Annotated in this window: 34 protein-coding genes and 1 pseudogene; 15 read left to right on the forward strand and 20 right to left on the reverse strand. The window is 38.9% G+C overall.

Annotated elements, in window-relative coordinates; translation table 11 throughout:
* Positions 1 to 37: 37 nt before the first annotated feature.
* The 5 genes from ABD006_RS08565 (at position 38) to ABD006_RS08585 (ending at position 2,778) form a co-directional block, all read left to right on the forward strand.
* Positions 38 to 631, forward strand: coding sequence for a hypothetical protein (locus tag ABD006_RS08565; protein WP_343839773.1), 594 nt, complete (start codon positions 38 to 40; stop codon positions 629 to 631).
* 203 nt (positions 632 to 834) lie between these two features.
* A complete protein-coding gene (locus ABD006_RS08570) occupies positions 835 to 1,323 on the forward strand; it encodes a hypothetical protein (RefSeq protein WP_343839775.1) in 489 nt (162 codons plus the stop codon).
* A gap of 142 nt (positions 1,324 to 1,465) precedes the next feature.
* On the forward strand, positions 1,466 to 2,113 hold the full coding sequence (locus ABD006_RS08575; RefSeq protein WP_343839777.1) for a hypothetical protein: 648 nt from the start codon (positions 1,466 to 1,468) through the stop codon (positions 2,111 to 2,113).
* Positions 2,114 to 2,204: 91 nt separating this feature from the next.
* A complete protein-coding gene (locus ABD006_RS08580) occupies positions 2,205 to 2,300 on the forward strand; it encodes a hypothetical protein (RefSeq protein ID WP_343840299.1) in 96 nt (31 codons plus the stop codon).
* On the forward strand, positions 2,257 to 2,778 hold the full coding sequence (locus tag ABD006_RS08585; protein WP_343839779.1) for an ABC transporter ATP-binding protein: 522 nt from the start codon (positions 2,257 to 2,259) through the stop codon (positions 2,776 to 2,778). The genes ABD006_RS08580 and ABD006_RS08585 overlap by 44 nt, the downstream gene beginning before the upstream one ends.
* 131 nt (positions 2,779 to 2,909) lie before the next feature.
* On the opposite strand, the gene ABD006_RS08590 is transcribed toward ABD006_RS08585, so the two are convergent.
* From ABD006_RS08590 to ABD006_RS08615, 6 genes are all read right to left on the reverse strand, one after another.
* The gene (locus ABD006_RS08590; RefSeq protein WP_044161490.1) at positions 2,910 to 3,128 is read right to left on the reverse strand and encodes a spore germination protein; all 219 of its coding nucleotides are present in this window, start codon (positions 3,126 to 3,128) and stop codon (positions 2,910 to 2,912) included.
* A gap of 284 nt (positions 3,129 to 3,412) precedes the next feature.
* Positions 3,413 to 3,823 (reverse strand): spore germination protein GerPE, encoded by a 411-nt coding sequence (locus ABD006_RS08595; RefSeq protein ID WP_343839782.1) that lies wholly within the window; start codon positions 3,821 to 3,823, stop codon positions 3,413 to 3,415.
* Positions 3,824 to 3,826: 3 nt separating this feature from the next.
* Positions 3,827 to 4,012 carry a spore gernimation protein GerPD gene (locus ABD006_RS08600; RefSeq protein ID WP_343839783.1) on the reverse strand — a complete coding sequence of 62 codons (186 nt, stop codon included), beginning with the start codon at positions 4,010 to 4,012 and terminating at the stop codon, positions 3,827 to 3,829.
* The gene (gene gerPC, locus ABD006_RS08605; protein WP_343839784.1) at positions 4,009 to 4,599 is read right to left on the reverse strand and encodes a spore germination protein GerPC; all 591 of its coding nucleotides are present in this window, start codon (positions 4,597 to 4,599) and stop codon (positions 4,009 to 4,011) included. Before gerPC ends, ABD006_RS08600 begins: the two co-directional genes overlap by 4 nt.
* 67 nt (positions 4,600 to 4,666) lie before the next feature.
* Positions 4,667 to 4,882, reverse strand: coding sequence for a spore germination protein GerPB (locus ABD006_RS08610; protein ID WP_343839786.1), 216 nt, complete (start codon positions 4,880 to 4,882; stop codon positions 4,667 to 4,669).
* A 12-nt stretch (positions 4,883 to 4,894) separates the two neighbouring features.
* Positions 4,895 to 5,116, reverse strand: a complete 222-nt coding sequence (locus ABD006_RS08615; protein WP_343839787.1) for a spore germination protein — start codon at positions 5,114 to 5,116, stop codon at positions 4,895 to 4,897.
* A gap of 95 nt (positions 5,117 to 5,211) precedes the next feature.
* Here ABD006_RS08615 and ABD006_RS08620 point away from each other — a divergent pair, with 95 nt between their 5' ends.
* The 3 genes from ABD006_RS08620 to ABD006_RS08630 all read left to right on the forward strand — a co-directional run bounded on the left by ABD006_RS08620 (position 5,212) and on the right by ABD006_RS08630 (position 7,589).
* Positions 5,212 to 6,378 (forward strand): DUF418 domain-containing protein, encoded by a 1,167-nt coding sequence (locus tag ABD006_RS08620; protein ID WP_343839788.1) that lies wholly within the window; start codon positions 5,212 to 5,214, stop codon positions 6,376 to 6,378.
* The gene (locus ABD006_RS08625) at positions 6,375 to 6,683 is read left to right on the forward strand and encodes an MGMT family protein (RefSeq protein ID WP_343839789.1); all 309 of its coding nucleotides are present in this window, start codon (positions 6,375 to 6,377) and stop codon (positions 6,681 to 6,683) included. Before ABD006_RS08620 ends, ABD006_RS08625 begins: the two co-directional genes overlap by 4 nt.
* 363 nt (positions 6,684 to 7,046) lie before the next feature.
* Positions 7,047 to 7,589: a hypothetical protein gene (locus ABD006_RS08630; protein ID WP_343839791.1), complete on the forward strand. Its 543-nt coding sequence runs from the start codon at positions 7,047 to 7,049 to the stop codon at positions 7,587 to 7,589.
* 104 nt (positions 7,590 to 7,693) lie between these two features.
* Here the strand turns inward: ABD006_RS08630 and ABD006_RS08635 are convergent, their stop codons facing one another.
* Positions 7,694 to 8,884 carry an ornithine--oxo-acid transaminase gene (locus tag ABD006_RS08635; RefSeq protein WP_343839793.1) on the reverse strand — a complete coding sequence of 397 codons (1,191 nt, stop codon included), beginning with the start codon at positions 8,882 to 8,884 and terminating at the stop codon, positions 7,694 to 7,696.
* Positions 8,885 to 9,037: 153 nt separating this feature from the next.
* Between ABD006_RS08635 and ABD006_RS08640 the strand changes: the two genes are divergently transcribed.
* The gene (locus ABD006_RS08640) at positions 9,038 to 9,403 is read left to right on the forward strand and encodes a YisL family protein (RefSeq protein ID WP_343839795.1); all 366 of its coding nucleotides are present in this window, start codon (positions 9,038 to 9,040) and stop codon (positions 9,401 to 9,403) included.
* A gap of 629 nt (positions 9,404 to 10,032) precedes the next feature.
* On the opposite strand, the gene yppF is transcribed toward ABD006_RS08640, so the two are convergent.
* On the reverse strand, positions 10,033 to 10,236 hold the full coding sequence (gene yppF / locus ABD006_RS08645; RefSeq protein ID WP_343839797.1) for a YppF family protein: 204 nt from the start codon (positions 10,234 to 10,236) through the stop codon (positions 10,033 to 10,035).
* Positions 10,237 to 10,391: 155 nt separating this feature from the next.
* Positions 10,392 to 11,258, reverse strand: a complete 867-nt coding sequence (locus tag ABD006_RS08650) for a DegV family protein (protein ID WP_343839799.1) — start codon at positions 11,256 to 11,258, stop codon at positions 10,392 to 10,394.
* A gap of 171 nt (positions 11,259 to 11,429) precedes the next feature.
* Between ABD006_RS08650 and ABD006_RS08655 the strand changes: the two genes are divergently transcribed.
* The 3 genes from ABD006_RS08655 to ABD006_RS08665 all read left to right on the forward strand — a co-directional run bounded on the left by ABD006_RS08655 (position 11,430) and on the right by ABD006_RS08665 (position 14,610).
* Positions 11,430 to 12,287, forward strand: a complete 858-nt coding sequence (locus ABD006_RS08655; RefSeq protein ID WP_343840302.1) for a YitT family protein — start codon at positions 11,430 to 11,432, stop codon at positions 12,285 to 12,287.
* A 72-nt stretch (positions 12,288 to 12,359) separates the two neighbouring features.
* Positions 12,360 to 12,902, forward strand: a complete 543-nt coding sequence (locus tag ABD006_RS08660) for a BsuPI-related putative proteinase inhibitor (RefSeq protein WP_343839801.1) — start codon at positions 12,360 to 12,362, stop codon at positions 12,900 to 12,902.
* Between the two features lie 142 nt (positions 12,903 to 13,044).
* A complete protein-coding gene (locus ABD006_RS08665; RefSeq protein WP_343839803.1) occupies positions 13,045 to 14,610 on the forward strand; it encodes a hypothetical protein in 1,566 nt (521 codons plus the stop codon).
* A gap of 102 nt (positions 14,611 to 14,712) precedes the next feature.
* On the opposite strand, the gene ABD006_RS08670 is transcribed toward ABD006_RS08665, so the two are convergent.
* Positions 14,713 to 14,976 carry a NifU N-terminal domain-containing protein gene (locus tag ABD006_RS08670; RefSeq protein ID WP_343839805.1) on the reverse strand — a complete coding sequence of 88 codons (264 nt, stop codon included), beginning with the start codon at positions 14,974 to 14,976 and terminating at the stop codon, positions 14,713 to 14,715.
* Positions 14,977 to 15,240: 264 nt separating this feature from the next.
* Between ABD006_RS08670 and ABD006_RS08675 the strand changes: the two genes are divergently transcribed.
* Complete coding sequence (locus tag ABD006_RS08675; RefSeq protein ID WP_343839806.1) at positions 15,241 to 15,642, forward strand: hypothetical protein; 402 nt, start codon at positions 15,241 to 15,243, stop codon at positions 15,640 to 15,642.
* Between the two features lie 12 nt (positions 15,643 to 15,654).
* On the opposite strand, the gene dat is transcribed toward ABD006_RS08675, so the two are convergent.
* The 8 genes and pseudogenes from dat to ABD006_RS08715 all read right to left on the reverse strand — a co-directional run bounded on the left by dat (position 15,655) and on the right by ABD006_RS08715 (position 21,659).
* The gene (gene dat / locus ABD006_RS08680) at positions 15,655 to 16,500 is read right to left on the reverse strand and encodes a D-amino-acid transaminase (RefSeq protein WP_343839809.1); all 846 of its coding nucleotides are present in this window, start codon (positions 16,498 to 16,500) and stop codon (positions 15,655 to 15,657) included.
* A 195-nt stretch (positions 16,501 to 16,695) separates the two neighbouring features.
* Positions 16,696 to 17,502 carry a phosphonate ABC transporter, permease protein PhnE gene (gene phnE / locus ABD006_RS08685; protein WP_343839811.1) on the reverse strand — a complete coding sequence of 269 codons (807 nt, stop codon included), beginning with the start codon at positions 17,500 to 17,502 and terminating at the stop codon, positions 16,696 to 16,698.
* Entirely contained in the window at positions 17,502 to 18,329 is an 828-nt protein-coding gene (gene phnE, locus ABD006_RS08690; RefSeq protein ID WP_343839813.1) for a phosphonate ABC transporter, permease protein PhnE, read from the reverse strand. Before phnE (ABD006_RS08690) ends, phnE (ABD006_RS08685) begins: the two co-directional genes overlap by 1 nt.
* Positions 18,307 to 19,099: pseudogene (phnC, locus tag ABD006_RS08695) on the reverse strand (phosphonate ABC transporter ATP-binding protein). The gene phnE (ABD006_RS08690) and the pseudogene phnC overlap by 23 nt, the downstream one beginning before the upstream one ends.
* 91 nt (positions 19,100 to 19,190) lie before the next feature.
* Positions 19,191 to 20,126, reverse strand: a complete 936-nt coding sequence (locus tag ABD006_RS08700) for a phosphate/phosphite/phosphonate ABC transporter substrate-binding protein (protein ID WP_343839815.1) — start codon at positions 20,124 to 20,126, stop codon at positions 19,191 to 19,193.
* A 219-nt stretch (positions 20,127 to 20,345) separates the two neighbouring features.
* Entirely contained in the window at positions 20,346 to 20,540 is a 195-nt protein-coding gene (locus tag ABD006_RS08705) for a DUF3813 family protein (protein WP_044160892.1), read from the reverse strand.
* Positions 20,541 to 20,542: 2 nt separating this feature from the next.
* Positions 20,543 to 20,692 carry a hypothetical protein gene (locus tag ABD006_RS08710; RefSeq protein WP_343839820.1) on the reverse strand — a complete coding sequence of 50 codons (150 nt, stop codon included), beginning with the start codon at positions 20,690 to 20,692 and terminating at the stop codon, positions 20,543 to 20,545.
* Between the two features lie 148 nt (positions 20,693 to 20,840).
* On the reverse strand, positions 20,841 to 21,659 hold the full coding sequence (locus ABD006_RS08715; protein WP_343839822.1) for a Cof-type HAD-IIB family hydrolase: 819 nt from the start codon (positions 21,657 to 21,659) through the stop codon (positions 20,841 to 20,843).
* Between the two features lie 239 nt (positions 21,660 to 21,898).
* On the opposite strand from ABD006_RS08715, the gene yjfP reads away from it, so the two are divergent.
* Both yjfP and ABD006_RS08725 read left to right on the forward strand, forming a co-directional pair.
* Positions 21,899 to 22,663: an esterase gene (gene yjfP, locus ABD006_RS08720; protein WP_343839824.1), complete on the forward strand. Its 765-nt coding sequence runs from the start codon at positions 21,899 to 21,901 to the stop codon at positions 22,661 to 22,663.
* A gap of 93 nt (positions 22,664 to 22,756) precedes the next feature.
* Positions 22,757 to 23,068, forward strand: a complete 312-nt coding sequence (locus ABD006_RS08725) for a metal-sulfur cluster assembly factor (protein WP_343839826.1) — start codon at positions 22,757 to 22,759, stop codon at positions 23,066 to 23,068.
* Between the two features lie 133 nt (positions 23,069 to 23,201).
* Here ABD006_RS08725 and ABD006_RS08730 read toward each other — a convergent pair whose 3' ends face one another.
* Positions 23,202 to 23,426: a helix-turn-helix domain-containing protein gene (locus ABD006_RS08730; RefSeq protein WP_343839828.1), complete on the reverse strand. Its 225-nt coding sequence runs from the start codon at positions 23,424 to 23,426 to the stop codon at positions 23,202 to 23,204.
* 73 nt (positions 23,427 to 23,499) lie between these two features.
* Entirely contained in the window at positions 23,500 to 24,315 is an 816-nt protein-coding gene (locus ABD006_RS08735; RefSeq protein WP_343839830.1) for an undecaprenyl-diphosphate phosphatase, read from the reverse strand.
* Positions 24,316 to 24,409: the final 94 nt, after the last annotated feature.

Raw genomic sequence — 24,409 nt, forward strand, 5'->3', positions numbered from 1 at the left:
TATGGTGAATAACGGTTATATAAATGAAGATTCGATTATGTTTACTGTAGAGGAATCCTTATCAATTGAGAAAACGGATAGCCAATATATATTATTTCAATTCAATTCAGAATCCTCTAATTTAAAGCACGTTTATTTGAGTGATGATGTCCAACTTCCACGTATTAATTTCCTTGCCTCATATAATTTAGATTTAAATAATTCTAACATTGCTGTGATTGGAAATACAGTAGATAAAAATGTGGTCCCATCAGATTACACAATTATTGGATATTTCAATCATCCAAATTCATATCAATTAATTGACGATGTGTGGCTAATTTCAAACCAAGAATCAGTTAAACTAAATAATGGTAGAGAGTTTATATTTTCTACTCCAAATCCAAATACAAACAAGACTTTAGAGGAAGCTATAAATATAGATTCGTACACAGAAATGAAACGTGAATTATTCGGTACTTATTCGAAGCGTTCAAATCAAATGATCATTATTGGGTTAAAAACAGCTATACTATTTATGGTTATAATATTTCTTGTAATTAGTACAAACTGGTTAATGAATGAAAAATATCTCATAAAAATACTGTTCTTATCAGGTATTTCAAACTACACGATTTATTACACGATATAAAAACATAAGTTGATTCCTTATGTTTTTATATCGCTTCTTTTACTAAGTATTGCATCCTTATACAATCATTTTATGAGTGAGTTTTGGTCAGATGTTTGGTTATCAAATTTCATTATTTTAATCATTGGGTTTATTGTTTATTTATGTATAACTAGCATAATCATAGTTTTCTATTATACGGCAGGAAAAGGCGGGAAATAGTTTTGAAAACCTTACAAGTTCTTTGGAAGCAAAACCGTTTTTTAAATTTATTATATATTCTGGTTTGCATTGGTTTCTTCTCTTTAATCTATGTTTTAATTATTAATTTAAATCATGCAAACATAGAGTCAAAGACTGCCAGAAATTTTGAAGGAAAAAATATATATCAAATATCTGATAATTTAATGGGCGAGAGGGAATCTGATTTTTTTTTAGAAGATAGAGGATATAACCTATTGTTTAACTTTTCTAAATCATTATCTACTTACTCAGGTTTAATCTACTATTCTGCCAAATTACAACCAATGGGTGTGGAAAATTTTCAAGGAACTCAACAGTTCGTTCCTTATTATAAAAGAGGGCAATCTAACCTTTCTAATAAGAAATATACTATGGTTTTGACTATTCAAGCTAATCAAAATGTATTTGAACTTAATAATTTAAAAGTCCATAGAGGTCGGCTCTTTAAAAAAAAACGAATATACGTATGAGACAAATAACACTACAATACCAGTTATTTTAGGAAGTGACTATTCTGGGATATATCAATTAGGGGATAAGCTGGATCTTTTTTTATATAATAAAAGTTTCAGAGGAGAGGTAGTTGGATTCTTGGCTCCTTCTCAAGTAATTATGGGTATGAGTGAACCAGAAGTCCATTTAGACAAATATATAATGATGCCTGCCTTAAATTTTACTGATGAAGCTGTAAAGGAGTTATTACAGGATCCTTCAAATGAATTGTTTGTAAGGGCTACACTTTTTTCCAGGGTAAATAGCCTTCTAATTACTGAAAATTCTCCTCTGGAAACAAAAAAGTTGTTGGATAAGATATCAACTAATACTGAATTTTATGATTATGAAATTATTGGAGCAGATGGTGTCACTATGGATGTCTTAGTTAATATGACTGAAGCTAATCTATATTTAATCATTATCCTTATCTTTTTATTATTTTTCGTTACATTGTGTACTTTAATTTATGTGTTAAAGCTAAAGGTTAGAAAAAATATTGATACCTACACTGTTTTTCTAATTAGTGGTGCTAATATTTTGGATATAACGAAACTTATTCGAAACGAGTTTATACTCTTGACCTTCGTTGGAATAGTTATCCCTATAATCCCTTTTTCCTTCCTTACTGGAGGTTCCTTTCCGTTGCTGCTCCTTTATTCATTTGTTTGCCTTATTGTTGGTTTTACTATTACTTTTATGGGCTCGATGTATATGAATAAAATTTTCAAAAATATTGATATAGTTCAACAGTTGAAGAGGTGGTAATGTGTCTCATATTTCCATGAAAAGTGTAAGTAAGTCCTTTAACCGTTCATTTATATTCCAAAATGTTGATTTGACTGTAGATGCAGGACAAATGATAGCCATAATAGGGAAAAGTGGTGTTGGAAAAAGTACACTACTAAATAATGGCAGGTTTAGAACCATTATCTACAGGTATGTACTATCTTGATAATTTTAAAATGGATGAAAGGAATTTAAATCAACTTTCAAGAATAAGAGGTGAAAAAATTGGCTATGTATCACAATTTAGCCCAATGATTCCTAAACTCACAGTTTTTGAAAACATTTGTATACCGCATTTCTTTAAAAAAAAGGATGAAATAAAATCATATACGGAGAGGATAAAATTTTTAAGTAATAAGTTTGAAATTTATCATCTTCTGGATAAAAGGATAGAAAAGTTATCTGGAGGGGAACTGCAACGAGTAGGTATTGCACGATCTTTGGTCAATAAACCTGAAATTATCATTGCTGATGAACCTACGGGGTCTTTAGATGATGAAACAGCAATAAGTATATTAAATTACTTTCAGGAAATGAAATCATTAGGATTGGTGATTATATTAGCAACTCATAATAATATGGTAGCAGAACAATGTGATAGCATATATCAATTAAAAAGTGAGGGTTTATTTATCACGCATTAAACTGGCCGAAATCCCCTTACTGATGGAATTTTCATCTAATAGTTCTGAAGAAAAAAGCGAAAGAGGCTAAGCAATGCCCTTCCGCTTTTCTATTGTCCAGCTATGGCTCCTAACCGGTCGCCTTCGCTTTTCTACGCATTCCCAACGTTGCCCTGGTCCTGTACGTCTGGGTCGAATGGGTTGGTTGAGCTTAGGCCGTTGTTGGTGACGATGAAGTCGCCTGTGTTAAGGGCACCGGAGCCTGCGTTGGTTTTTGAGGAAGACTTTGGTGCTAAATAGAAGGCATCCCCAAAATTGACGACGCCCCCACCTACACTGTTTATTTTAATGGGTCCAACCATAGAAGGCATTAGACAACACCTGCTTTTTTCGGTTTTATCACGCGTTAACTGGCCGTAATACCCCCACTTCAAGTCTTAAGGGTAACCCAACAAGACTAAGTGGGAGATAAACGGTCAGTAAATTCCTGATAAGTTCAACTAACCATCAGTAGGGAATAGAGAAAACCTCCCACTGATGAAAGTTTCCCTCTATCTGCTGATTGTGAACGTATAGCAAGGAGAACTGGGAATTTTAATGGCTTTTATGCCACTGTGCTTACATGATTATTATATGAACTATACCGGAAATGGTTCTATTCGTTTTCATCAATATCCTGATTTTGTTCCATTCCATCCTCATTTTCATCCGCTAAAATCCGAAAATGCTTTAATCTTGCTTTTGCATCAATCTCTTTTAAGCTTCCTACCTGCATGATTGAGGACCCCGTGATCCCTTCAATGTCTATAGAATGAACATGAATATCGCGGTTTTTGTGGTGGCGGTGCTGCTGAATGGAAACGTCTTCTCTAATTTCCGGAAAAGGCCGGGAAAAGAAGGGGAAATCGGAAAAAGGAAAATCGCCTGTATCGAAAAACGCACCTTCCTTTTGTACAGCTAATGCCCGAATATAAGGATCGGCTTTTATGGCATCACCGATTTGAATGGAGGATGCATAGGCAGTTGAATTAATATACATATGCTGTACCTTAGCATTTCGTTTCATCAATTAGTCACCCCTGCCTGCCCCAAATGGAACAATGGAGCCGAAAATGTAAGATTCGGGTGGCGTATCAAACATGGAAGAAAGCTTAATCGTTTCATTATCGCCAATTAAGAATACGGATGATGATGAAACCCCTGTAATGTGGACATGCCCTACATCAAGTCCCCAGTTGTGTACGGTAAAGTTCATGATGGACCTCCTTTTTCATGATCACCATTGATAAATTTTTGAATCGAATGAAGCATTTCATGTTTTACTTCTTCGATAATCTGTTCTTTTGTATGCTGATTAAGTAAACCGTTCTGATTTTCGGCATGTGAACGGATATGATACTGGATTCGCTCTGGCAGCTGCTTATAGACGTCCTGAATAATCATTTTTTCAAATCCTGGTGGAAAGGATTTTTCTGCTTGTTGAGCGAACTGGTTTACTTTAGATGGTAATTCTTGATTCATAAAGGGCTGCAGCTGCTGCATAATGTCCCGGACGAGTGGCTGGTCACCGCTGGAAGAGCTGGTCTGCTGTTGCTGCTGATTGTCTGGAATGGAAAGGTCTTCTGTGGAGGATAAACCTTCAGGGGACAGTCCAATATTTAACGTTCCTTCTAAGGTTTCAATTTTCAGCTGATCGAATTTGTACTCGATTTTTTCAATATTTGTGGAAGGTTTATCCTGTACAGACTGCAGCTGACTTTCCAGGTGCTGAACTTGTTTTTCCAGCTGCTTCATTTTCTTATCCAATGTGGCTAAATATTGCTGCCAGTCATAATAGTGCATAAGCCCTTCCCTCCTGAAATGGGCGAATATCTAAAGCATCGTATGCATGTTCCTGAATTTTTGTGCATCAGGAAGGAGGAGCCAGTGGAACAAAGGGCTGGTATTCCATACTTTCGCCGATAGGTTCGGCTTCTTCTGCAGGCTGTTCATAACCTCCTGTATTGTATAAATTCGACAGTCCCTGAATCGTTCCGGAGCTTCCAATCTGCAGAACAGACGAATTCGTCACTGAGCCCACTCGGAAAAAGCGAATGGATATATTCTGATAAATTGTACAGCTCATCAATATCACCTCTTAAGCATTACCCATGATGGTCTGATCCATAGTATCTGAATCGGTTACGTACGTATACGATTGATCTAATGAAAGGGTTAATCCGTCCCCTGTATTAAAGGATCCTCCACCAGCGAAGGTTTTCGCAGAGCTTACCGGAGACATGGCATAGACATCGCCAATATGAAAAATGCTGGAGGAGCCGACACTGTTTACCTTTACTGCTCCGACAAATGCAGGCATAACCATCGCCTCCTTTTGTGGTAATGTATGTATATATAAAGGTATTTGTTCGCGGTTATTATTTGATTTGACTGAATAAGGAGAGGAGATTAAATATGCCTTCACCAATGAAACGTTCCCAGCGCCTGCCTTGGATTGACGGAGCACGGGGCTTTGCTTTATTTGGGATTTTAATGGTTAATGTTCCAGCTTTTAACGCGCCATTCTTTCTTTATGGCGGGGAAGAACAGTACTGGAGTGGATCTGTAAACCATGGGTTACAAGATTTTATTGATATCTTCTTTCAAGCGAGCTTTTATCCGTTATTCTCCCTTTTGTTTGGTTTCGGTGTGCAGATGATGTGGGAACGACTCCAAAATAATAAAGTACTGGTCAGACGATTGTTTATTTTACTGGCATTCGGGCTCATTCATGCTTTTCTTATATGGCATGGGGATATTCTATTAAGCTACGCAGGCGTTGGCTTTTTACTCTTTTTCTTTTTTCATCAACAGCCCCGGGTTCTTTCAAGATGGTTCTGGGGACTGCTTATGATTCCCGGTGTTTTGTATACCTGGTTTCTGTATATGTCGAGGGAGTATTTGGGATGGGTGAACAGAGAAGCCATTACAAATGCTTTTAATGGTTATACAAGCGATTCCTATATAACCATTGTGACGCAAAATTTTCAGGACTGGATGTATGCAAACAGCGGTTTTCTTGGACTGCTATTTTTAATCATCTCTTTATTACCGATGTTTTTAATCGGAATGCTCTTGATGAAGAAAAGATGGCTGCATGATGTGGATACTTTTCACCCCATAGTAAGAAGAATTCTGTATGTGTCATTGGCCATTTTTCTTATATTTAAGGCAGGCCCTTATCTGGCGGGGAATCCGGAGTGGCTAAGTTTTATCCAGGATCATATCGGGGGAGCGGCTTCCAGTATTTTTTATCTTACCGCCATTACGCTGTTGTTTCAGCATCAAAAATGGGGTAGGCGACTTCAGTTTTTAACGTATGCAGGTAAAATGTCTCTGACGAATTATCTGAGTCAATCGATCCTATGCTTTCTATTATTCTACGGACCAGGCTTCAATTTGTATGGGAAAGTAAGTCCGATTTGGAGTGTCGCTATTGTTTTCGCGATTTACAGTTTCCAGGCTTTCTTTAGCAAATGGTGGCTGGCACGCTTTTATTTTGGTCCTCTTGAATGGATTTGGCGTTCCTTAACTTACATGAAAAAGCAGCCCATGCGGAGAAGAAAGGAGACAGCATTTTGACACCTTTTACTGAAAAAGTCATAACGATTATACAGGACATCCCTGAAGGAAAGGTGATGACATACGGACAAATCGCAGCTCTTGCAGGAAGCCCCAGAGCAGCACGACAGGTCGTTCGCATTCTTCACTCCATGAGCAAAAAATATCAGCTGCCATGGCATCGGGTGATCAATGCCAGAGGTCAGGTTGCTATAAAAGGGGAAGAAGCATTTTTTGATCAGGTAACGAGCCTGCGTGCTGAAGGTGTGGAAGTAAGTGATGCTGGAAAGGTTGACCTTGAAATATATCAGCTTGTAAACCACTAAGCATGATCTTATTAGCCTCATTCAAAATCTTTTGTAAATAAACAGGGAATCATGCTCTTTTATAGAAATAGATAACTCAATGAAAAAAACGATTAATTTTTTTAAGGAGGCGAATCCTTAAGTGGAAAAAGACAGTTCTATCGCTATTAAGGGTGTGAAGGAAATAAAACCGGAAATGTGGGCTTTGGAGATTTATTCTGAATGGTCCGAAACCGAGGATTAGGTGTACTTATGTGATCCGATTTATTAATTATACTTGATTTGAAAATTAACAATTGCAGAATAGTGATGTTATTACATAAAAAGAATCGCCTGGAAAAATATCAGTATGAATGTTTTGGAATATGGGAGGAACGAATCCCTATGAAAATCTTTCGCGAGCGGTTATCTGATGAGGAACTAAGTATTTTAAAAGGAATGATAGGACTGGAACTGAATGGAATTTTAAGTCCAAAAGTTGATACTAAATATGGAAGTCAAACATACACACTTGATGATTCAGCCTCTTTTAGTCTTAATCAATTACAGAAGAAGTCCTATGTGATTTTTACCAATCACCATAAGGAAACAGATATGGGGGATGATTATTGGAAGTTATCCGTAGAGGAACTTAAACATCCTAAAAATATTGGATATGAGAATGATGAATATGGCTATGGATACGCACTAACAGGAAATTTTGCCGGTATTCATATTTGGTCAACAATAAATAAGATTGAAATTTATACGGTTGATTTATCTGAATATGAAGAAAAGCTGGAATATGACGCAGTACTTGTTTTTCACTTTGAGAATGGACTGAAAATAGCGATGTCTCACCTCGTGTTTTTAATTGAAATCTCCTCTGATCCTGAAAAAATCAATCAGATGACAGAAAACTGTTCTGAAAAATTTGTGCTGGAGTAGATGGTCATTATGTAAGGTAAGAAAAAAGACGCGATAAATGTCGCGTCTTTTATAATGGCCTGGGAGGCGCAGTTGGCCAAACGGGCGGTTCGCCTTTGTTTGTACTATAAAACTTCCTTAACTTTTTCAATGGCCCAGTCCAGATCATCTTTTTCGATTGTAAGTGGTGGAGCAAAGCGAATGACATTTCCATGGGTCTCTTTACATAACAACCCTTTTTCTTTTAGTTCCTCACAGTATTTACGGGCAGGCTCATGGAGCTCTACGCCAATAAACAGCCCCTTCCCGCGAATTTCCTTAATCACTGGGTTGTCGATGCTTTCCAGTTCCTGCTTCAGATGTTTTCCTAATTCGTAGGAACGCTCAGCAAGTTTTTCTTCCTCGATAACTTTCAGTGATGCTACAGAAACCGCACAGGCAAGTGGATTTCCCCCAAACGTCGAACCGTGTGAGCCTGGATTGAATACGCCTAGTACATCCTCGTTTGCAATGACTGAAGAAATGGGGAAAACTCCGCCACCCAATGCTTTTCCTAAAATGTACACATCAGGTTCTACATCCTCCCAGTCGCAGGCAAACATCTTTCCTGTACGCCCAAGTCCTGCCTGAATTTCATCAGCCACGAATAATACATTTTCTTCTTTACACAAATCATAGGCTTCTTTAAGAAATCCTTCAGGAGGAACAACAATCCCTGCTTCTCCCTGGATAGGCTCGATTAAAAATCCAGCCGTATTTTCCGTAATAGCTTCTTTGAGAGCGTCTATGTCTCCATATGGAACGACCTTAATGCCTGGAAGTACCGGCCCAAATCCTCGTTGATACTCAGCTTCAGAGGAAAGGGAAACAGCTGTCATTGTACGACCATGGAAGTTGCCTTCACATGCGATAATTTCTGCTTGATCTTCCTCAATGCCCTTCACATCATAGCCCCAGCGACGTACAGCTTTTATTGCTGTTTCCACGGCTTCAGCTCCGGTATTCATTGGAAGGGCCATGTCTTTATTGGTCAGCTTACAGACCTTTTCCAGCCAGGGTCCAAGCTGATCATTATGAAAGGCACGGGAGGTAAGGGTGACACGATCCGCCTGGTCTTTTAACGCTTGAATAATTTTGGGATGTCTGTGTCCCTGATTCACTGCAGAATAGGCACTTAACATATCTAAGTAGCGATTACCTTCTGGATCCTCTACCCAGATTCCTTCTGCTTTAGCAGTGACAATCGGAAGTGGTGAATAGTTAGGTGCTCCATATTTTTCGGTTTGTTCAATGACATTTGTACTGGTGATCGACAAGAAAATCCCTCCAAACAAATATGTGAAATATTTTGAATATAATCATTATAACAGTTTATTCTGGATATTATAATGAATTATCTGAATTAATTAGCAGATTGGACAAAAAGATGATATGATAGACAATGAATGACTTTGTAAGGAGGAGAGAACGTGACACATTTACATATTACAGCGTGGGTTCTGGCCCTCATTTTGTTTGCGATTGTACTGGCTTTTTCCAATCAATCCGGAAAAGAAAAGCCGGCAAAAATTCTGCACATGATTTTGCGTTTGGATTATTTACTTATCCTGTATTCAGGTGGGGATTTATTCGCTAACTATGGAAGCATGAGTGGAGAATTAATCATTAAGGCTATTGCCGGATTATGGGTGATCATTGCAATGGAGGTCATTGCGGTGAGGAAACAAAAAGGCGGGGCAACAAAATCCTGGTGGACCCAGTTGGTTATTGCCTTTATCATAGCCCTTGTACTTGGCTTCGGCCGTCTTCCATATGGGGTTTCATTATTTGGGTAAAGTTTAGGAAAAGTCTATGTTTACACGAAAAAGGCTTAAATCTTTTATTGAGAGATTTAAGCCTTTTTCGTGTGTTCAAAATAGGATGCGGGTGGACTGGTAGAAAAGGTGCGTACAGACTGATTAGCAAGGAAAAATGACATGAATCAACCTTCAACAAACGGATAAAACGTGTGAAAGGACTGATTCAAACTGGAAATTAACCGATAAATACAGAAACCCGGCGTATATGAGAGCTGGCTCAACATTAATGAACGATATCAACCACAAATAGACGTGAATGATATAAAAATAGATTGATAAAATAGATAAACAGACTGATAGATTTTATAAAAAGACTTCCATCATTATAAAGGGAAACTTCCATCAGTGGGGGGATTTCAATCCCCCACTGATGGTTAGTTGAACTTATCAGGAATTTACTGGCCGTTTATCCCCCACTTATTCTTTTTGGTTTACCCTCAAGACTTGAAGTGGGGTATTACGGCCAGTTAATGCATGATAAATCCATAAAACAATCCATTCCACAGGATTATAAAATCCCATGGAATGGATTTTTTGATATTTTATCCGCTTTTCTACTGTTCAGCTCCGACTCCCAGGCCTAAGCGGTCGCCTTCGCTTTTCTACTAATGCGCGGAGGTTGTTTCTTCTTTATGTAGTTGGAAGAAAAGGTTTCGGTAGGTGGCTGCCGGGATTTCTCCTTTATTGTATTTATATTGACAGAAATCCAGCAGGCTGCTTGGTGATTCCGGCCATTCATTCTTTTCATCGTGATACTCAACGATTAAATCTTTCAGACGCATAAATAATTCCTCCCTTTGTTTCATCATGATGTTTCTTTCATCACCTTCAATTTCATATTCTATCACACAAATCGTTGATAAAAGGCGATATAAAAGAATTCATGCGTGGTAATTTCTTCAGTAAGGGAGGAAGTTTCTAACATCTTATAAAATAAGTGTTAAGAGTCATGAAGTAGGGTAGATTATTTGTAAAGATCATTTAAGAAAAATAATGCAATGGTGCCAGGTCCTGCATGGGCTCCAATCGCCGAACCAATATCACCTATAAGGATTTTTTCAGGCTGATATTTTTCTTTAATGATTGAGGCGAGCTTTTCGGCTGTTTCCAAATCGTCACCATGACTTATAGCAATAGTCTGCCGATTGATTTCATTCCCTCGTTCCTCCATCACTTCAAACATACGCTTTAAAACTTTAGCCTTTTTAGCTCCGCGTATTTTTTCCAGAGGGACGAGCTGGCCTTCTTCAACATGGAGAAGAGGCTTAATATTTAAAAGTCCTCCGAAAAAGGCAGCAGCTTTACTTACTCTTCCACCGCGCTGTAAGTATTCCAGGTTATCAACCGTAAAGATGTGCTCCATATGACTTGCATGAAACTGGACGGTTTTAATGATGTCTTCAGCAGCTTCACCATTTTCAGCCATCTGGGCGGCTTTCAGAACAACTAACCCTTGACCAAGAGATGCACATTTGGTGTCTTCAACAAAAACCTCAGCATCAGGGTGTTCTTCAAGGACTTGCTGCTGTGCAATTTTGGCACTTTGAAAGGTTCCTGAAAGCTCTGATGAAAAGCCAACATACACAACAGGCTGGCTTTGTTCAACATAGGAAGAAAACACTTGAAGAAAGTTTTCGGGAGAGGCCTGTGATGTTTTAGGTACCGCACCTTTTTTCATGGCATCATACACCGTTTTTGACTCAATGTCTTTCACATCACGGTAATCCTGATCATTTACATGGACGGTTAACGGCACCATATCAATATCATAATCTTTATAATAGTCATTTGGTAAATCACAAGAAGAATCTGTAATAATTTTCACGTTCATATTTTCACCCACTATATTTTATGGTATTATTTGTACCTTAGTGTATATTGGAAACGGCCATTCGTCAATGTATATCGTACAAATTCGTGTTCATTCTATTCCTTTTAAAAAAAAACAGAATGATTCACTAGATAGACGATAGCTATGAATGCTGGAAGAGAGGTGAAGACGTTGTTCATATTTGAAGCGAAACGTTTTATTATTGTTATTATCGGAGCCTTATTAAATGCTCTTTCCTTAAATTTATTTTTAATTGAGGCCAATGTTTACGCCAGTGGCTTTACTGGATTTGCCCAAATATTATCCAGTGTGTTTAAAGATTTTATAGGGTTTGATATTTCAACCGGTATTCTTTTATTCCTGTTAAATATCCCAGTGACCATTCTGGGCTGGTTTAAAGTAGGAAGAGGCTTCACTGTATACAGTGCCATTTCTGTGGCCTGTACGACATTCTTTCTGGAAATTATCCCGCTGCAGAACCTTGCTGACGATATTCTGCTTAATGCTGTATTTGGAGGGATTCTGGCAGCAATAGGTATTGGGATTACTCTTAAATGGGGAGCCTCAACTGGAGGAATGGACGTCATTGCCATGATTCTTTCCAAGATGAAGGATCGGCCAATAGGTGTGTATTTCCTAATCATGAACGGGTTTATTATTTTAATGGCAGGTTATCTCTATGATCCGGAAAAAGCACTTTATACATTAGTTACTCTGTATGTCACCACCAGATTTATTGATGCCATTCATACGCGTCACGAAAAGCTTACAGCCATGATTATTACGACTAAGGCTGATGAACTTGAAAAGGCCATCCATGCGAAAATGGTGCGGGGGATTACAACGCTTCCTGCCAAAGGAGCTTTTACAAAAGAGGATAAGAATATGCTCATCATGGTTATTACGCGCTATGAGTTGTATGATCTGGAAAATATTATTCGCGATGTGGATCCAAATGCGTTTACCAATATTGTTCAGACAACGGGGATATTCGGATTTTTCAGGAAAGAAGATGAAAAGGTCGTATAAATCTGTAACGCTTTTGGATGAAGTTCGTCTATTTATGTAACAGACAGTCTTCCAAAAAGGCAGGTTTTTTATGTGAAAAAATATTTAATCGTGACATCACTCATTATGCTTCTGGTTGTTCTTTTTGGGTGCGGTACATCCGGTTCGGTAGATGAGGGTGACCAGACTCAGGCTGACCCTTTACCAGCTGATCAGGATAAACAGAAGAATGAGGGAGATGGGTTAGCATTGTTAAAACAGTTGGCGTATGAAGTGACATCAGAAAAATCGGACGATCAAATAACCTTTCAGATGGAATTGACCAATCCCACGGACGAGCAGGTGAAGATTTCTTTTCCATCAGGCCAGCAATATGAAATTATCATAAAATCTAAAAAATCAGATGAGGTTGTGTACCGTTATTCAGAAGGCAGAATGTTTACACAAGCCATCGTTGATTATGAGATCGAGCCGGGAGAAACCAAAACCTGGGAACAGGCATGGGACTTTAAGGAAGCAGAACCTGGAGACTATACAGCAACGGTTATGCTGCTCCCTGAACCTGTCCATCAGCCTTCTAATGAGAACAATCCCTTCGTTAAGCAAGTGTCGTTGTCTATTGATGGTGAAAAATAATGGTAAGAAATGAAAAAGGAGAGCCACCTACTTTGGCATCTCCTTTTTTTATTTTCTGTCTGCTACAATGAAACTTTTTTGTGTTAAAATAGGTAAGAATGTTTTGAAAATTTGTTCGAGATAGAAAGTAGGAGATTTTACAATGAACGCTTTAAGGCAAAAACTATTCTGGATCATCCCCGTACTCATCATACTTACCGGTTTTGTTTTATTATTTGTAACGAATCTGCAACGTTTTACTGCCCCGCCTGCAGAAGGATGGAGCAGAGGGCTTGAGGTAGCTAAAATGGATGGCTTTCATGATCCACAGGTTGAGGCAGACAAAAATGGAACGGACCTTTATTTTCTTCGTAATGGATCGATTCATCACGTGAGCTATGACGCTGACTTTTCAAAAAAGGGAGAAAACGTCATCCCTGTTGATCGTGAACGTGTGGATAGCTTTTATGTACATGGGGATCACGTCTATTATTTTGATGAAGGCTCGATTATAAATGGAAATACAGGTGAAGTAATAGATGAGGCAGAAATATTCCACAGAGGTGAGGATGGTGTCATTTATTACTCACAGGGACAAAATGTTTTTCAGTTCAATCTAAAGACGGAAGAGAAGAAGAAAATCTTTTCGTCATCCCATCCATTTGAAGAAATCCAGGTATCAGGGCCTTATGTTCTGGTATATACAAGTGATTTAAATAAAGGAATCTTATCTATTTTTAAGTATCAGGAGCAGGAAAAATCCTATACAGAGTTTACTCAAACTACTGTCAATGTGGGTATGAGTAACAGGATGAATGAAATCGTATTTTCTGCCGGGAAGGACAAGCTTCATCTGGCTGTCTCTGCTGAAACGCAAAGCAAGCAGAATAAAGATTTTTATTTTTTCTATAGTTCAGTGGATACAGATAAGCCTGAAATTGAATTAGTGGAACTGCAACCGAAAGATCCCGTTACTCAAACGCCCTTACAGGAAATTTCACAATTTCAACTAAGGACAGATGAGGATGGTAAGCTAGAAGTATTATTTAGAAGTGCCGGTTTTACTTTTACGGATACGAATGATGAACAGGCAATGAATGCTTATCACATGAAGTTAGGTCCGGACCAAAACCTGAAAGTTGAAAGGAGAAGCAATACTTATTCATTAACCTCTCGTCCATTTTTTATCGGGGGAGAAGCCATTGGATGGAAGGACAGAATTGATGGAAGTGAGTATCAGCTGTTGATGTCGTCAAGTCACCCTAATATGATTGAAAAAACAAACAATCGTTCACTGAATGAATACTTAATTGCCTTTGGGATTAGTATTGGTGATCTGTCAACAGCAGCTTTTATTCTTTACTTAGTTTTAATACTGATTCTAATCCCTGTTCTGTACTTTGGAGTGGCAGCTCTTTACTATCGATGGAAAGGTAATCGAGATGGCCTTGAGCGGAATCCGAAAGTTTTCTATGGAGGTATGATTGTTTATACGCTGGGAGCTCTGCTGCTCCGAAATCATTTATTCCCGGATAATGCTTATACCATGGCTCCCGGTTATATTTCCTTTCCTGGAAACGATCTGGTTTTTATCCTTGGATTTTCACTCCTTTCCTTTGTAAGTATTCTGCTTGTTAAAAGGGATTGGGGACTTATAGGGAAGTACAGCTATTTTATAGGCTTACAGTTCTTATTTTATGTACTGTTCTTAGGCCCTTATTATTTCTAAAAAAGCGGAAGCACTTATCATGTGCTTCCGCTTCTATCATTTCAGACAGACTGCTTGTCCTTTATTGTGGCTTTACTTGCTGAGAGTGGTTCCTGCTGACCTTTAATAGCCGTAGTTTTCCAATACTTCTTCAACCTTTGGTGTAAGCTGATCCCACTCTGCATCAAAGGTTTTGTTAACGGTAATAAAGTTCTTGTAGCCAAAGACGTTATCAACACCGTCAAGCGTCATTAACTCATTCAGAATTTCATATTCACTCGTTTGTCCAGGCATGACAGAGATACTGCCTTCTCCTGAAAAAATCGCTTCTTTTGCTGTAAATTTCATTGCATTTGGATTTGGAGTACTTTCTACTAATACGCCCATTTTTTTATCCCTCCCTGACTTTCTTCCTTTATATTAGCATGAAAACAAAGATAGAAAAAGATAATAAGACAAGGTTCATAAAATTTTTAAGCTAAGAATAGGGTAGACCAGAGGCATAATTTATAAACGTGATTCATATAAAAAGAAGGTTTTTTTAATAGAAATGGCGTAAATAGGGAAATGGTTCAGGTTTAAAAATATGCGTAAAGAGGAATATAAGTTTGATGGAGAAGGGGTGAAATGATGGATGCCATCCAAAGCAATATGAAAAAAATAGGGACAAGTGTTGTTGAATGGAGCAGAAACAAGCGGGTATCATTAATGAACTGGTTATCATCAGCAGAGCTGGAGGAGTTTATAAACACGTATCCCTATCGAACGTATTTCTTCCTGCTCATGACACCACTTTTTTTAGTGGTTCCGATATTTACACTTCTGGGATCATTTAGCCTGATGACAAGTTATTTTCTGGCAGGGGCGGGCTTGTTTGCCTTTTCTATTTGCTCCCTGTTTGTCTTTCTTATTTTTCCTGCCATTATTATTTATATAAAATTTAAAGAACATCATCATTGGCGCATCATTTGGACAGGCAGTGCCGTATTAACAGGGATTCTGATGATTTACTGGGGCTTCCACTACTATCAGTGGTTTCTGCCGGAATTATAAAACAGGCTGACATTATACGTCAGCCTGTCTGATCAATTCCTTAAATCCTTCCAGAATACGACTGGTGATTTCGCCAGCCTTTCCGTCCCCGATCTTTTGCTGATCAACCTCCGTTATTGGCACCACTTCTGAAGTGGTAGAAGCGAGAAATGCCTCGTCTATGCTTTCCAGATCACGAATACGCAGCTCTCTTTCTTCAAATGGTATACCAAGCTGATCGCAGACCTTTAAGATTGCTAAGCGGGTAATCCCATTTAAAATGTAGTTGTTGGCAGGGTGGGTGATGACTGTCCCATTCTTAACAGCAAAAAAGTTAGAGGAGGATCCTTCCGTAATATGGGCTTCATCACGATAGAGCAGGGCTTCAAAATGGCCATTTTCCTTCGCCTGCTGTTTAGCCATGACATTATAGAGAAGATTGAGGCTTTTAATATCACACCTGAGCCAGCGTCTATCCTCCAATAAAGTCACACTTACGCCATTTTGTTGTGCATCCACAGGGCTTGATACCGGAATTGGGTACGCATAAAGCTGTGGTGGTGTTTGTTTAGGGTATGGATGACTGCGTGGGGCAATTCCTCTCGTAATTTGAAGGTAAATGGCACCGTTTTTAATCTGGTTCTTTGATACTAATTGATTGAGAAGCGTTCCCAGGTCTTCGCTGTCAGTATCATAAGGAATAGCTGTCTCTGTTAAACTGAACTGAAGACGCTCTAAATGCTCCTTCAGCATAAAAAAAGCACCATTATATACTCGTATGACTTCATAAACCCCATCCCCGAACGTATATCCCCGGTCTTCAATATCAGTTTTTGCATTATCGCGCTGGATAAATTCCTGATTTTTTAAAACAATCATGTTAAGTCCCCTTCTTCATAGAATGTTATCCATATGATAGGTTGAATTTTCAGAAATGTAAAGAGGAAATTTTACAGATATGGATAGTCCTGGCCTGCAGCATTTCAGATTTGAGGATTCAGGGTTCCTAAAGTGTGATTTTGATACTAAAAAACAGGTATGGATTCTTTCCTGATCCATACCTGTTAAGGGATATTATACCAGACGTTTTCTTATTTTCGAGCTGATGTAGTCGATGATCATAACAACGACTATAATCGAGATGATAATAAGTCCCAGCTGCTCCCAGTCCCTGTTGGCGGCGGTTAGAACGATTAATGTACCAATACCCCCCGCACCAACGAGTCCAAGTACGGTTGAAGCCCGGATATCGACTTCGAAACGGTAGAGCGCAAAGGATAAAAATTCAGGTAAGACCTGTGGAAAAATGGCATAAAATAATATCTGAGCTTTGTTTGCCCCGTTTGCTTCCATAGCTTCCACTACGTCCATATCAATGCTCTCGATGACTTCTGCATAGAGCTTACCGAGCATACCAAAGGAGGTTAAGCCAATGGTAAGAACCCCTGCAAAAGCCCCGGGTCCTACGGAAATAACAAAGAAAATGGCCAGAATTAATTCAGGGAATGTACGGTCCAGAATTAAGAACCACTTTCCGGCTGTATTCCATATCGGTGATTTCACCATATTTTTAGCAGCCCAGAAGCCAAAAGGAACCGCCAATACGGCTGCAATTAAAGTTCCTGCATAGGCGATAAATACGGTTTCCAGAATTAATTCTGATACTTTACCTAATTCAGCCCAGTCAGGGTTTGCAAGTCGGGGAACAATTCTCGATAAATTTTCCGATAATTTATCCATAAAGGACCATTCAATGCGATTAGCAACTCCTGAAAAGGCCCAATAATAGATAACGGCCAGTATGAGAGCGATGATGAGATTGCGAACCCGTTTCTGATTGTTTTTAGGCTTGGGTGGCAGCTTGAATCCTTCTCTATCCATCATACAACTCTCCTTCTCAGCGCGTTACTAATGGTTTCAATAACAATAACAGCCACAAGTAACAGAATTAATATAGCCATGACCTTCTGATAGGCCATGAAATTCAATTGTGTATCAATAATCGAACCAATGCCTCCAGCACCTACAAAACCAAGGACCAGGGAGGCGCGTACGTTGAGTTCAAATACATATAATCCATAAGAGATAAAGTTTGGCAGAACCTGAGGAACGACACCATACCAGATCACTTGTATGATATTTCCTCCTGTTGACCTTATGGCTTCCATCTGTCTGGGATCAATCGTTTCAATCGTTTCACTTAAGAGTTTAGCCAGCAGTCCTAATGAAAAAATCGTTAGGGCTAAAATACCAGGAACAATCCCAACACCGAAAAAACTGACGAATATCGTTGCCAATAGAATATCAGGCATGGTACGTAAAATGTTCATGATGTTACGGAAGGTTTGATAAAGATACTTATTTTTCACAATGGTATTTGCTGATAATAGACTCATTGGAATACAGATAATTACAGAGAATGTTGTTGCAACTACTGCAATTTGAATGGTCTCAATGAGTGGATCAAAGGCTGCCTGAATGTAGCTCCATTCCGGTGGAAACATCCGTAAAAGCTTTTCGATTACGAGATTTAACTCTGAAAAGAATTCTAAAAAATCTGCCTCTGTTTCACGCAGGCTATAAAGATAAATCCCGAAGACAATCGCAAAAATCACGGAAATTTGCATTTTCACCTTTTTAGGATAGATGGAATAGACGTTATTCTTACTATCATTCTTTTCTGGCTTATTCTGTTGAAGCTGAGGCATCTTCTTCACTTCCTCTCAAATCTTCTTCCCTAATAGGGCGATTATAGATTTGTTCAAATGTTTTTTCCTCAACTTCACTGACTGGGCCGTCAAATACGATTTCACCATCCCGCATGCCAATAATCCGGTCTGCATATTCCATAGCCATATCGATAAAGTGCAGATTTACAATTGTCGTAATGTTATCCTCTTTATTCACTCTTCGTAAATAGGTCATAACCTGATGGGAAGTAGGCGGATCAAGACTGGCAACAGGCTCATCGGCCAGAATAATGGATGGTTCCTGAGTTAGAACCCGGGCAATACTGACTCGCTGCTGCTGACCTCCACTCAGTTCATCGGCACGGTTATAAACTTTTTCTTCCATATGAACACGTTTCAGGGTTATCGTAGGCTAACTTCTTGTCTTCTTTTGGGTAGAGGTTAAAAATACTTCTAAGCGTACCAGTATGACCCAGTCGGCCACTAATGGTATTTTTGATCACACTGGAACGATTGACCAGATTATAATTTTGAAATATCATTCCTATGCTTGTCCGTAGATTACGAAGATCTTTACCTTTCTTAGGTATAATATCCTCATTATTTACGAGTAACTCCCCGTTCGTTGGTGTTACCATCCGGTTGATGCTGCGAATAAAAGTGGACTTACCGGCTCCTGACAAACCAACAATAACAACAAATTCCCCTTCATTAATCTCAACGTTGATATTTTTTAAACCTTGTGTCCCATTGGGATAGACAAGTGAAACGTCTTTGAAAGTAATCATGCTATCTCCCTTTCTTCCTTTAAAAAATAGGGAGAAGCTGGTTTCTTCTCCCTACTTATGGAACATTTCTGTATATTGACTGATTTATCTCTTAATCCAGTCCAACGTTTCCGCCTAAGTTATTATAGGTTTCACGAACGATATCATAGTCGGAATCCTCTGCTTCAATAATGGCATCCCAGTTATAAACTTCATTCATAATTTCAATCATTTCATCATCCTCATTAAAGCTGAGGAATGCTTCTTCAATTTCCTTAGTAAGATCGTCATCTAAGGAAGCTGGAACAGTGATCGTATCATTTGGAATTTCCTCTGTAGTTCCAATTACTTTCAAGTCTTCCTTAATATTTGGATAATCTTCTTCCATCGTATCCCGAACATCATCAAAGGTTGTAGCGATATCTGCGTCACCATCTAATACGGCTACTGCACTGTTGTCATGCCCGCCTGATTGCAGTACGCCACCAAAGAACTCTTCCTGAAGTGCTGTCGTATCTTCTATATCAAACATACCCATGAGTTGTGAAGCAGGGAATAAATACCCTGATGTAGAAGAAGCGTCTCCATAAGCCCAAGTCATGTCACCTGCATGCTCTTCAAGGTCTTCCAGGCTCTCTACTGGAGAATCAGCTCGTACCAGGTACTGAGCAACGTATGTAGCACCACCATTTCGTTCAGATTTTAGTAGCACGTCAACATCATATTCATTGGATGCAAGAACATATCCAAAAGCCGGAAGAAACCCGATATGAGCTTCATCATTCCCTAAAGCCTCAACAAGGGCGCTATAGCTGGTCATAGTTGTTGCTTCTACTTCCTTATCAATAATTTCCCCTAATTTGTCTGCTAAAGGCTGTGCAGTTTCAGCAATTTCTCCCGAGTCCTGTGAAGGTACAAATCCCATCACAAGTTCGTCCGGGTTCAGAGACTCACCGTCACCATTCCCGCTGGTATCATCAGAACCCCCACATGCAGCCAGTACAAGAACCAGTGCCAAGATGAAACCAAGACCTAAAATTTTCTTCATCCTAATTGCTCCCCCTTTGTAGTATTTCGAAATTTTCAACTTCAAAGATAATTATATAGAATGATTCGTAAGGAAACAACAAAATTTACGATTTTTTTACACAATTTTTTATAAAAAATGGATGAGAAACGATCTTACAGAATTAAAATCCAAACATTTATAGGTTTTAAACACAAAAATGTCCGGCATAGGGGACTATGCCGGACTTACAGCATTCACTTATTTTAAGTGCTGATCAATTTGCTGCTCCAATTGCTGCAACTGTTGTTTTTCTTGAGGGTCAGACTCGTTATAAGCAGATTGAATGACGTTACGGGCAACCTGTGCTTCTTTTTGTTTCTGCTGTTGGTTCATTTGTCCATTGGTTAAGCGATTAACGGCATTTCTGGCTTGTTCCATTAACCGGTTTGCCATCGTTAAACTCCCCCCAACGTATGGTTATCAGCTTCATCACGTTTTCTTTCGGCCTCGGTAAATCGTTCCCGATAAGGAAAACGTTCATCGTGCTTCTCAACTGCCTTAACACCCTGTGAAACAAAACGTTTGGATTTGCTTCGTTTACTCAAGGCATGATCCCCCTCAGATAGCACTAAAAAAGCCTGAACACCTTAAGAAGTGTTCAAGCTTAGTTTGTGAGTTTCTCCCCTTGATATGAGAGTATATTAATGGAAATAAGAAAAGCGTAGGCGACTGTTCAGGTCTGGGAGCTGCAGCTTAATTTACAGTCCTTAAAAACTCATCAAGAAACTGGGCGATACCTTCTTCTTCATTGGTTTTTACGGTGTAATTGGCAATGGATTTCAATTCTTCAATGCCATTGCCCATCGCAACGCCAATCCCCGCATAATCAATCATTTCCAAGTCATTGTCTTCATCACCAAATGCAATAATTCGTTCTTTCGGTATATTATAATAATGAGCAATCTTTTTTAAACCAACAGCTTTACTTAACCCTGAGCGGACAATTTCAATAATATGCCATGGAGCTCCCCATTTCCGGTGGTCAATCACGGAAGCATGTTTCTCATCCAGATGACTACGCAACTCGGAAATATGATCCTCCCTTGGAGAAATTAAAATGGATGTAGGATCCTCTTCCAATGTATTTTTCAGACTGCCGACAGTAACAGGGTATTCTTTAAAGTCTGCATGGAAAATTTCCATAATTTCTTCATCATGTTTGTCTAAATATACATGGTCACGTATTTCAGCCATAACGTTTGGTACATTAAAATCATAAGATGTCTGGACAATGGACTGAGCTGTACGAATGGACATTGGAGAATGAACCACATCCCAGTTTCGATCTTTTGGATGGTGAACAAGTGCACCGTTCATATTTACCATAGGGGTATTAAGTCCAAGCTCGTTATAATATTGTATACTTGCACGCTGAGGTCGTCCTGTTGCAATCACTACAATGTGACCTTTCTCGATTGCCTGGCGCAGGGTATTTTTTGTTTTGCTGCGAATCACCTTATCATCGGAAAGTAAGGTGCCGTCAAGATCTAAAGCGATTAAATGTTTACTCATAAGTTCTCACCTCGATGATACTTAGTTTATATGGATTGTTCAGTTGTGTAAAGGATATTTTAAGCGTTTTTTCATCCTTTATTAAATATTCTGATTTCGGAACTGAAAAAGGCTATTTATATGTCAATCACCCTTTTGTTTTCGTAAAATAGAGGTTGATGTTCCAATTCCCTTAGCTTTTCTTCAGTCATCGTTTCTGTTACATTAATGATATTGAGACATAGAAAGAGGGGATCGATTTGATCAAAATTAAGGATGAGATGATACAGGATATACCCGTTTTGCAGGTAGTGGATGACGCAGATCAGCATTCCCCTTTACCAGTCGTTACATATATTCACGGTTTTACAAGTGCTAAGGAGAATAATCTGCCCTTTGCCTACTTATTGGCAAAAAAAGGATATCGGGTTTTATTGCCTGATTGTCTTGAACATGGAGAGCGCACTTTAGGAAAAACAGCCTTTGAAATGGAGCTGGAATTCTGGAAGATTGTAAAACAAAATCTTAAAGAACTGACCATTTTAAAGAACGATATGGAAGAGCGGGGCCTGATAAAGGATCAGAGGTTTGGTCTGGCTGGAACCAGTATGGGCGGAATTACAACGAGTTCAGCGTTAACGCAGTTCCCGTGGATCAAAGCAGCAGCTGTCCTTATGGGGTCACCAAAAACCATGGAAATGGCGCAATATACTATCAATCAAGTGGAAAAAAGCGGGACAAAGCTGCCTTTTAGTGAAGAGGAATTACAGAAGCAAATTCAATCATTAGAACCGATTGATTTATCTCAGCATATGGATAAACTGAACAATCGGCCTTTACTTTTCTGGCATGGGGATCAGGACCCTACCGTTCCATTTAAGCATTCGGAAAGCTTTTATCATCAGGCTCTTGAACAATATCAGGATAAAGAAAGGCTGCATTTTATTCCGGAAAAGAACCGAGGACATAAAGTCAGCAGAGCTGCCATTCTTGCTGCTGTAGATTGGTTTGAAAAATATTTATAATATGTGATAAATATCATTTTGTCTTTACTGTTATTTGTTTTATACTATGAGTAACAACCTTTTCATTTAAATAAAAAAGGGGGGACTTTACAGATGGAAAAAGAATTGGAAGAAAATTTAATGGGAGCCCTTGAGAACGTCATTGACCCGGAACTGGGAATTGACATTGTAAATTTAGGACTGGTTTATGGTGTTGATTTGGATGAAGAGGGAATCTGCACAGTTACAATGACATTAACAGCAATGGGATGTCCACTTGCCGGTCATATTGAACAGGACGTAAAACGGGTTCTTTCAGATATTCCTGAAGTAAAGGATTCGGTGGTCAACATTGTTTGGAATCCACCATGGTCCAAGGATTACATGTCCCGCTATGCGAAAATTGCATTAGGAATTCCAGATTAAAAAATGGCTGTTTCCGATGAGGGAACAGCCATTTTTGTATAGTCAAGGCTTATATCCGCCTTGACCTAGAAGCCGTAGCTGGACAAACGGGCGCTTCCGCCTTTGATCAGATTAGGCAATATGGGAATCAGGCTTAAATCAGTTCGTTCTCTAAACCTTCTACATCAAGGGCCATGTAGTGGTCGTTCATGTTAAGGATGTATTTCTTTTTCAATTTCGCAATAATCCGATTGACCGTCTTCCTGCTTGAACCTATCGTGTTTGCAAGCTTACGATTGGTGAATACCGTATTTAGTTGTACCCATCCGTCTTGATCTTCCTGTCCTCCATGTAATTTTGCCAGTCGAACCAGAAGCAATACAACCTGCCCATGAGTGTTATGAAGTAATTTTTCCTCAAGGCGATTTTGTAGGCTGCGACTAAAAGAGGTCTTATGTTAAGACAAAGAAAATGATGAGCGCAACGGCAAAACAATACCAGGCAAAATATTTCAGATTTCCACTTTTCATGATATTCATAAACCAGATTAAGGCAAAATAAGAAGCAATTAAGGCCCCAATCAGCGCAATCAGGGAAGGAATCCATAATACATTCCCAGGTTTATCCATCATATCTGAGACGGAAAAAATCATTGTGCCTAAACTGACAGGTATATAAAGTAAAAACGAAAAACGCAGGGCTGTGTCCTGTTTTAAGCCTAAGAGCATAGCACCGACAATGGTTGCTCCCGAACGGCTAATACCAGGCATAAGTGAAACAGCCTGAGCCAGTCCAATAATAATCGCATCCTTTACCGTGATATCAGCCTCTCCTTTATGTCCGCGCAAATTTCGGATTATCCAGAGAGCGACACCTGTTATAAACAGGGTAACACCAACCATACGAATTTTATCGCTAAAAGTAGTACTAATCCATTCTTCCAAAAGGACACCTAAAATCCCGGCTGGAATGGTTGCAATGATTAAAAATAAGACAAAGCGGAAGTCGCTGGCCTTTTCTTTATCACGATTGATGACATAGTTGACACTATTTATGGTCAGTCTTACAATATCCTTCCGGTAAATCAGTAAAACGGCCAGCAGGGAACCAAAGTTTAAAAAGCCTTCAAAGGTAATATTTAAGTTGTCAAGTCCCATTAGGTGGCGCAAAAGTACCAAATGTCCACTTGAGGATACGGGTATGGGCTCTGTAAATCCCTGAAAAATTCCTAAAAACAGATATTCCAAAAGGATGAGTAAATCATTCATGTATGTACCTCCTACTGTTTACGTTTCTTATATATAAGATTAACGGATGACAGGCACGAATCCCTCTATGATTCATAAAAAAGTCCCTATTTTT

The sequence above is a fragment of the Salinibacillus aidingensis genome (assembly GCF_039522525.1).
GTDB lineage: Bacteria > Bacillota > Bacilli > Bacillales > Alkalibacillaceae > Salinibacillus > Salinibacillus aidingensis.

Coding starts and splice junctions, on each gene's coding strand:
- ABD006_RS08670 (WP_343839805.1), bottom strand. CDS start 14,976: ATGGGCGTATTAGTAGAAAGTACTCCAAATCCAAATGCAATGAAATTT.
- ABD006_RS08600 (WP_343839783.1), bottom strand. CDS start 4,012: ATGAACTTTACCGTACACAACTGGGGACTTGATGTAGGGCATGTCCAC.
- ABD006_RS08610 (WP_343839786.1), bottom strand. CDS start 4,882: ATGAGCTGTACAATTTATCAGAATATATCCATTCGCTTTTTCCGAGTG.
- ABD006_RS08565 (WP_343839773.1), top strand. CDS start 38: ATGTTTACTGTAGAGGAATCCTTATCAATTGAGAAAACGGATAGCCAA.
- ABD006_RS08725 (WP_343839826.1), top strand. CDS start 22,757: ATGGAAAAAGAATTGGAAGAAAATTTAATGGGAGCCCTTGAGAACGTC.
- ABD006_RS08575 (WP_343839777.1), top strand. CDS start 1,466: ATGGGTATGAGTGAACCAGAAGTCCATTTAGACAAATATATAATGATG.
- ABD006_RS08580 (WP_343840299.1), top strand. CDS start 2,205: ATGATAGCCATAATAGGGAAAAGTGGTGTTGGAAAAAGTACACTACTA.
- ABD006_RS08675 (WP_343839806.1), top strand. CDS start 15,241: ATGAAAAAAATAGGGACAAGTGTTGTTGAATGGAGCAGAAACAAGCGG.
- ABD006_RS08595 (WP_343839782.1), bottom strand. CDS start 3,823: ATGAAACGAAATGCTAAGGTACAGCATATGTATATTAATTCAACTGCC.
- yppF (WP_343839797.1), bottom strand. CDS start 10,236: ATGATGAAACAAAGGGAGGAATTATTTATGCGTCTGAAAGATTTAATC.
- ABD006_RS08715 (WP_343839822.1), bottom strand. CDS start 21,659: ATGAGTAAACATTTAATCGCTTTAGATCTTGACGGCACCTTACTTTCC.
- phnE (WP_343839811.1), bottom strand. CDS start 17,502: ATGGATAGAGAAGGATTCAAGCTGCCACCCAAGCCTAAAAACAATCAG.
- ABD006_RS08705 (WP_044160892.1), bottom strand. CDS start 20,540: ATGGCAAACCGGTTAATGGAACAAGCCAGAAATGCCGTTAATCGCTTA.
- ABD006_RS08650 (WP_343839799.1), bottom strand. CDS start 11,258: ATGAACGTGAAAATTATTACAGATTCTTCTTGTGATTTACCAAATGAC.
- ABD006_RS08590 (WP_044161490.1), bottom strand. CDS start 3,128: ATGCCTTCTATGGTTGGACCCATTAAAATAAACAGTGTAGGTGGGGGC.
- gerPC (WP_343839784.1), bottom strand. CDS start 4,599: ATGCACTATTATGACTGGCAGCAATATTTAGCCACATTGGATAAGAAA.
- ABD006_RS08735 (WP_343839830.1), bottom strand. CDS start 24,315: ATGAATGATTTACTCATCCTTTTGGAATATCTGTTTTTAGGAATTTTT.
- ABD006_RS08585 (WP_343839779.1), top strand. CDS start 2,257: ATGGCAGGTTTAGAACCATTATCTACAGGTATGTACTATCTTGATAAT.
- ABD006_RS08665 (WP_343839803.1), top strand. CDS start 13,045: ATGAACGCTTTAAGGCAAAAACTATTCTGGATCATCCCCGTACTCATC.
- ABD006_RS08700 (WP_343839815.1), bottom strand. CDS start 20,126: ATGAAGAAAATTTTAGGTCTTGGTTTCATCTTGGCACTGGTTCTTGTA.
- dat (WP_343839809.1), bottom strand. CDS start 16,500: ATGATTGTTTTAAAAAATCAGGAATTTATCCAGCGCGATAATGCAAAA.
- ABD006_RS08630 (WP_343839791.1), top strand. CDS start 7,047: ATGAAAATCTTTCGCGAGCGGTTATCTGATGAGGAACTAAGTATTTTA.
- phnE (WP_343839813.1), bottom strand. CDS start 18,329: ATGCCTCAGCTTCAACAGAATAAGCCAGAAAAGAATGATAGTAAGAAT.
- ABD006_RS08615 (WP_343839787.1), bottom strand. CDS start 5,116: ATGCCTGCATTTGTCGGAGCAGTAAAGGTAAACAGTGTCGGCTCCTCC.
- ABD006_RS08620 (WP_343839788.1), top strand. CDS start 5,212: ATGCCTTCACCAATGAAACGTTCCCAGCGCCTGCCTTGGATTGACGGA.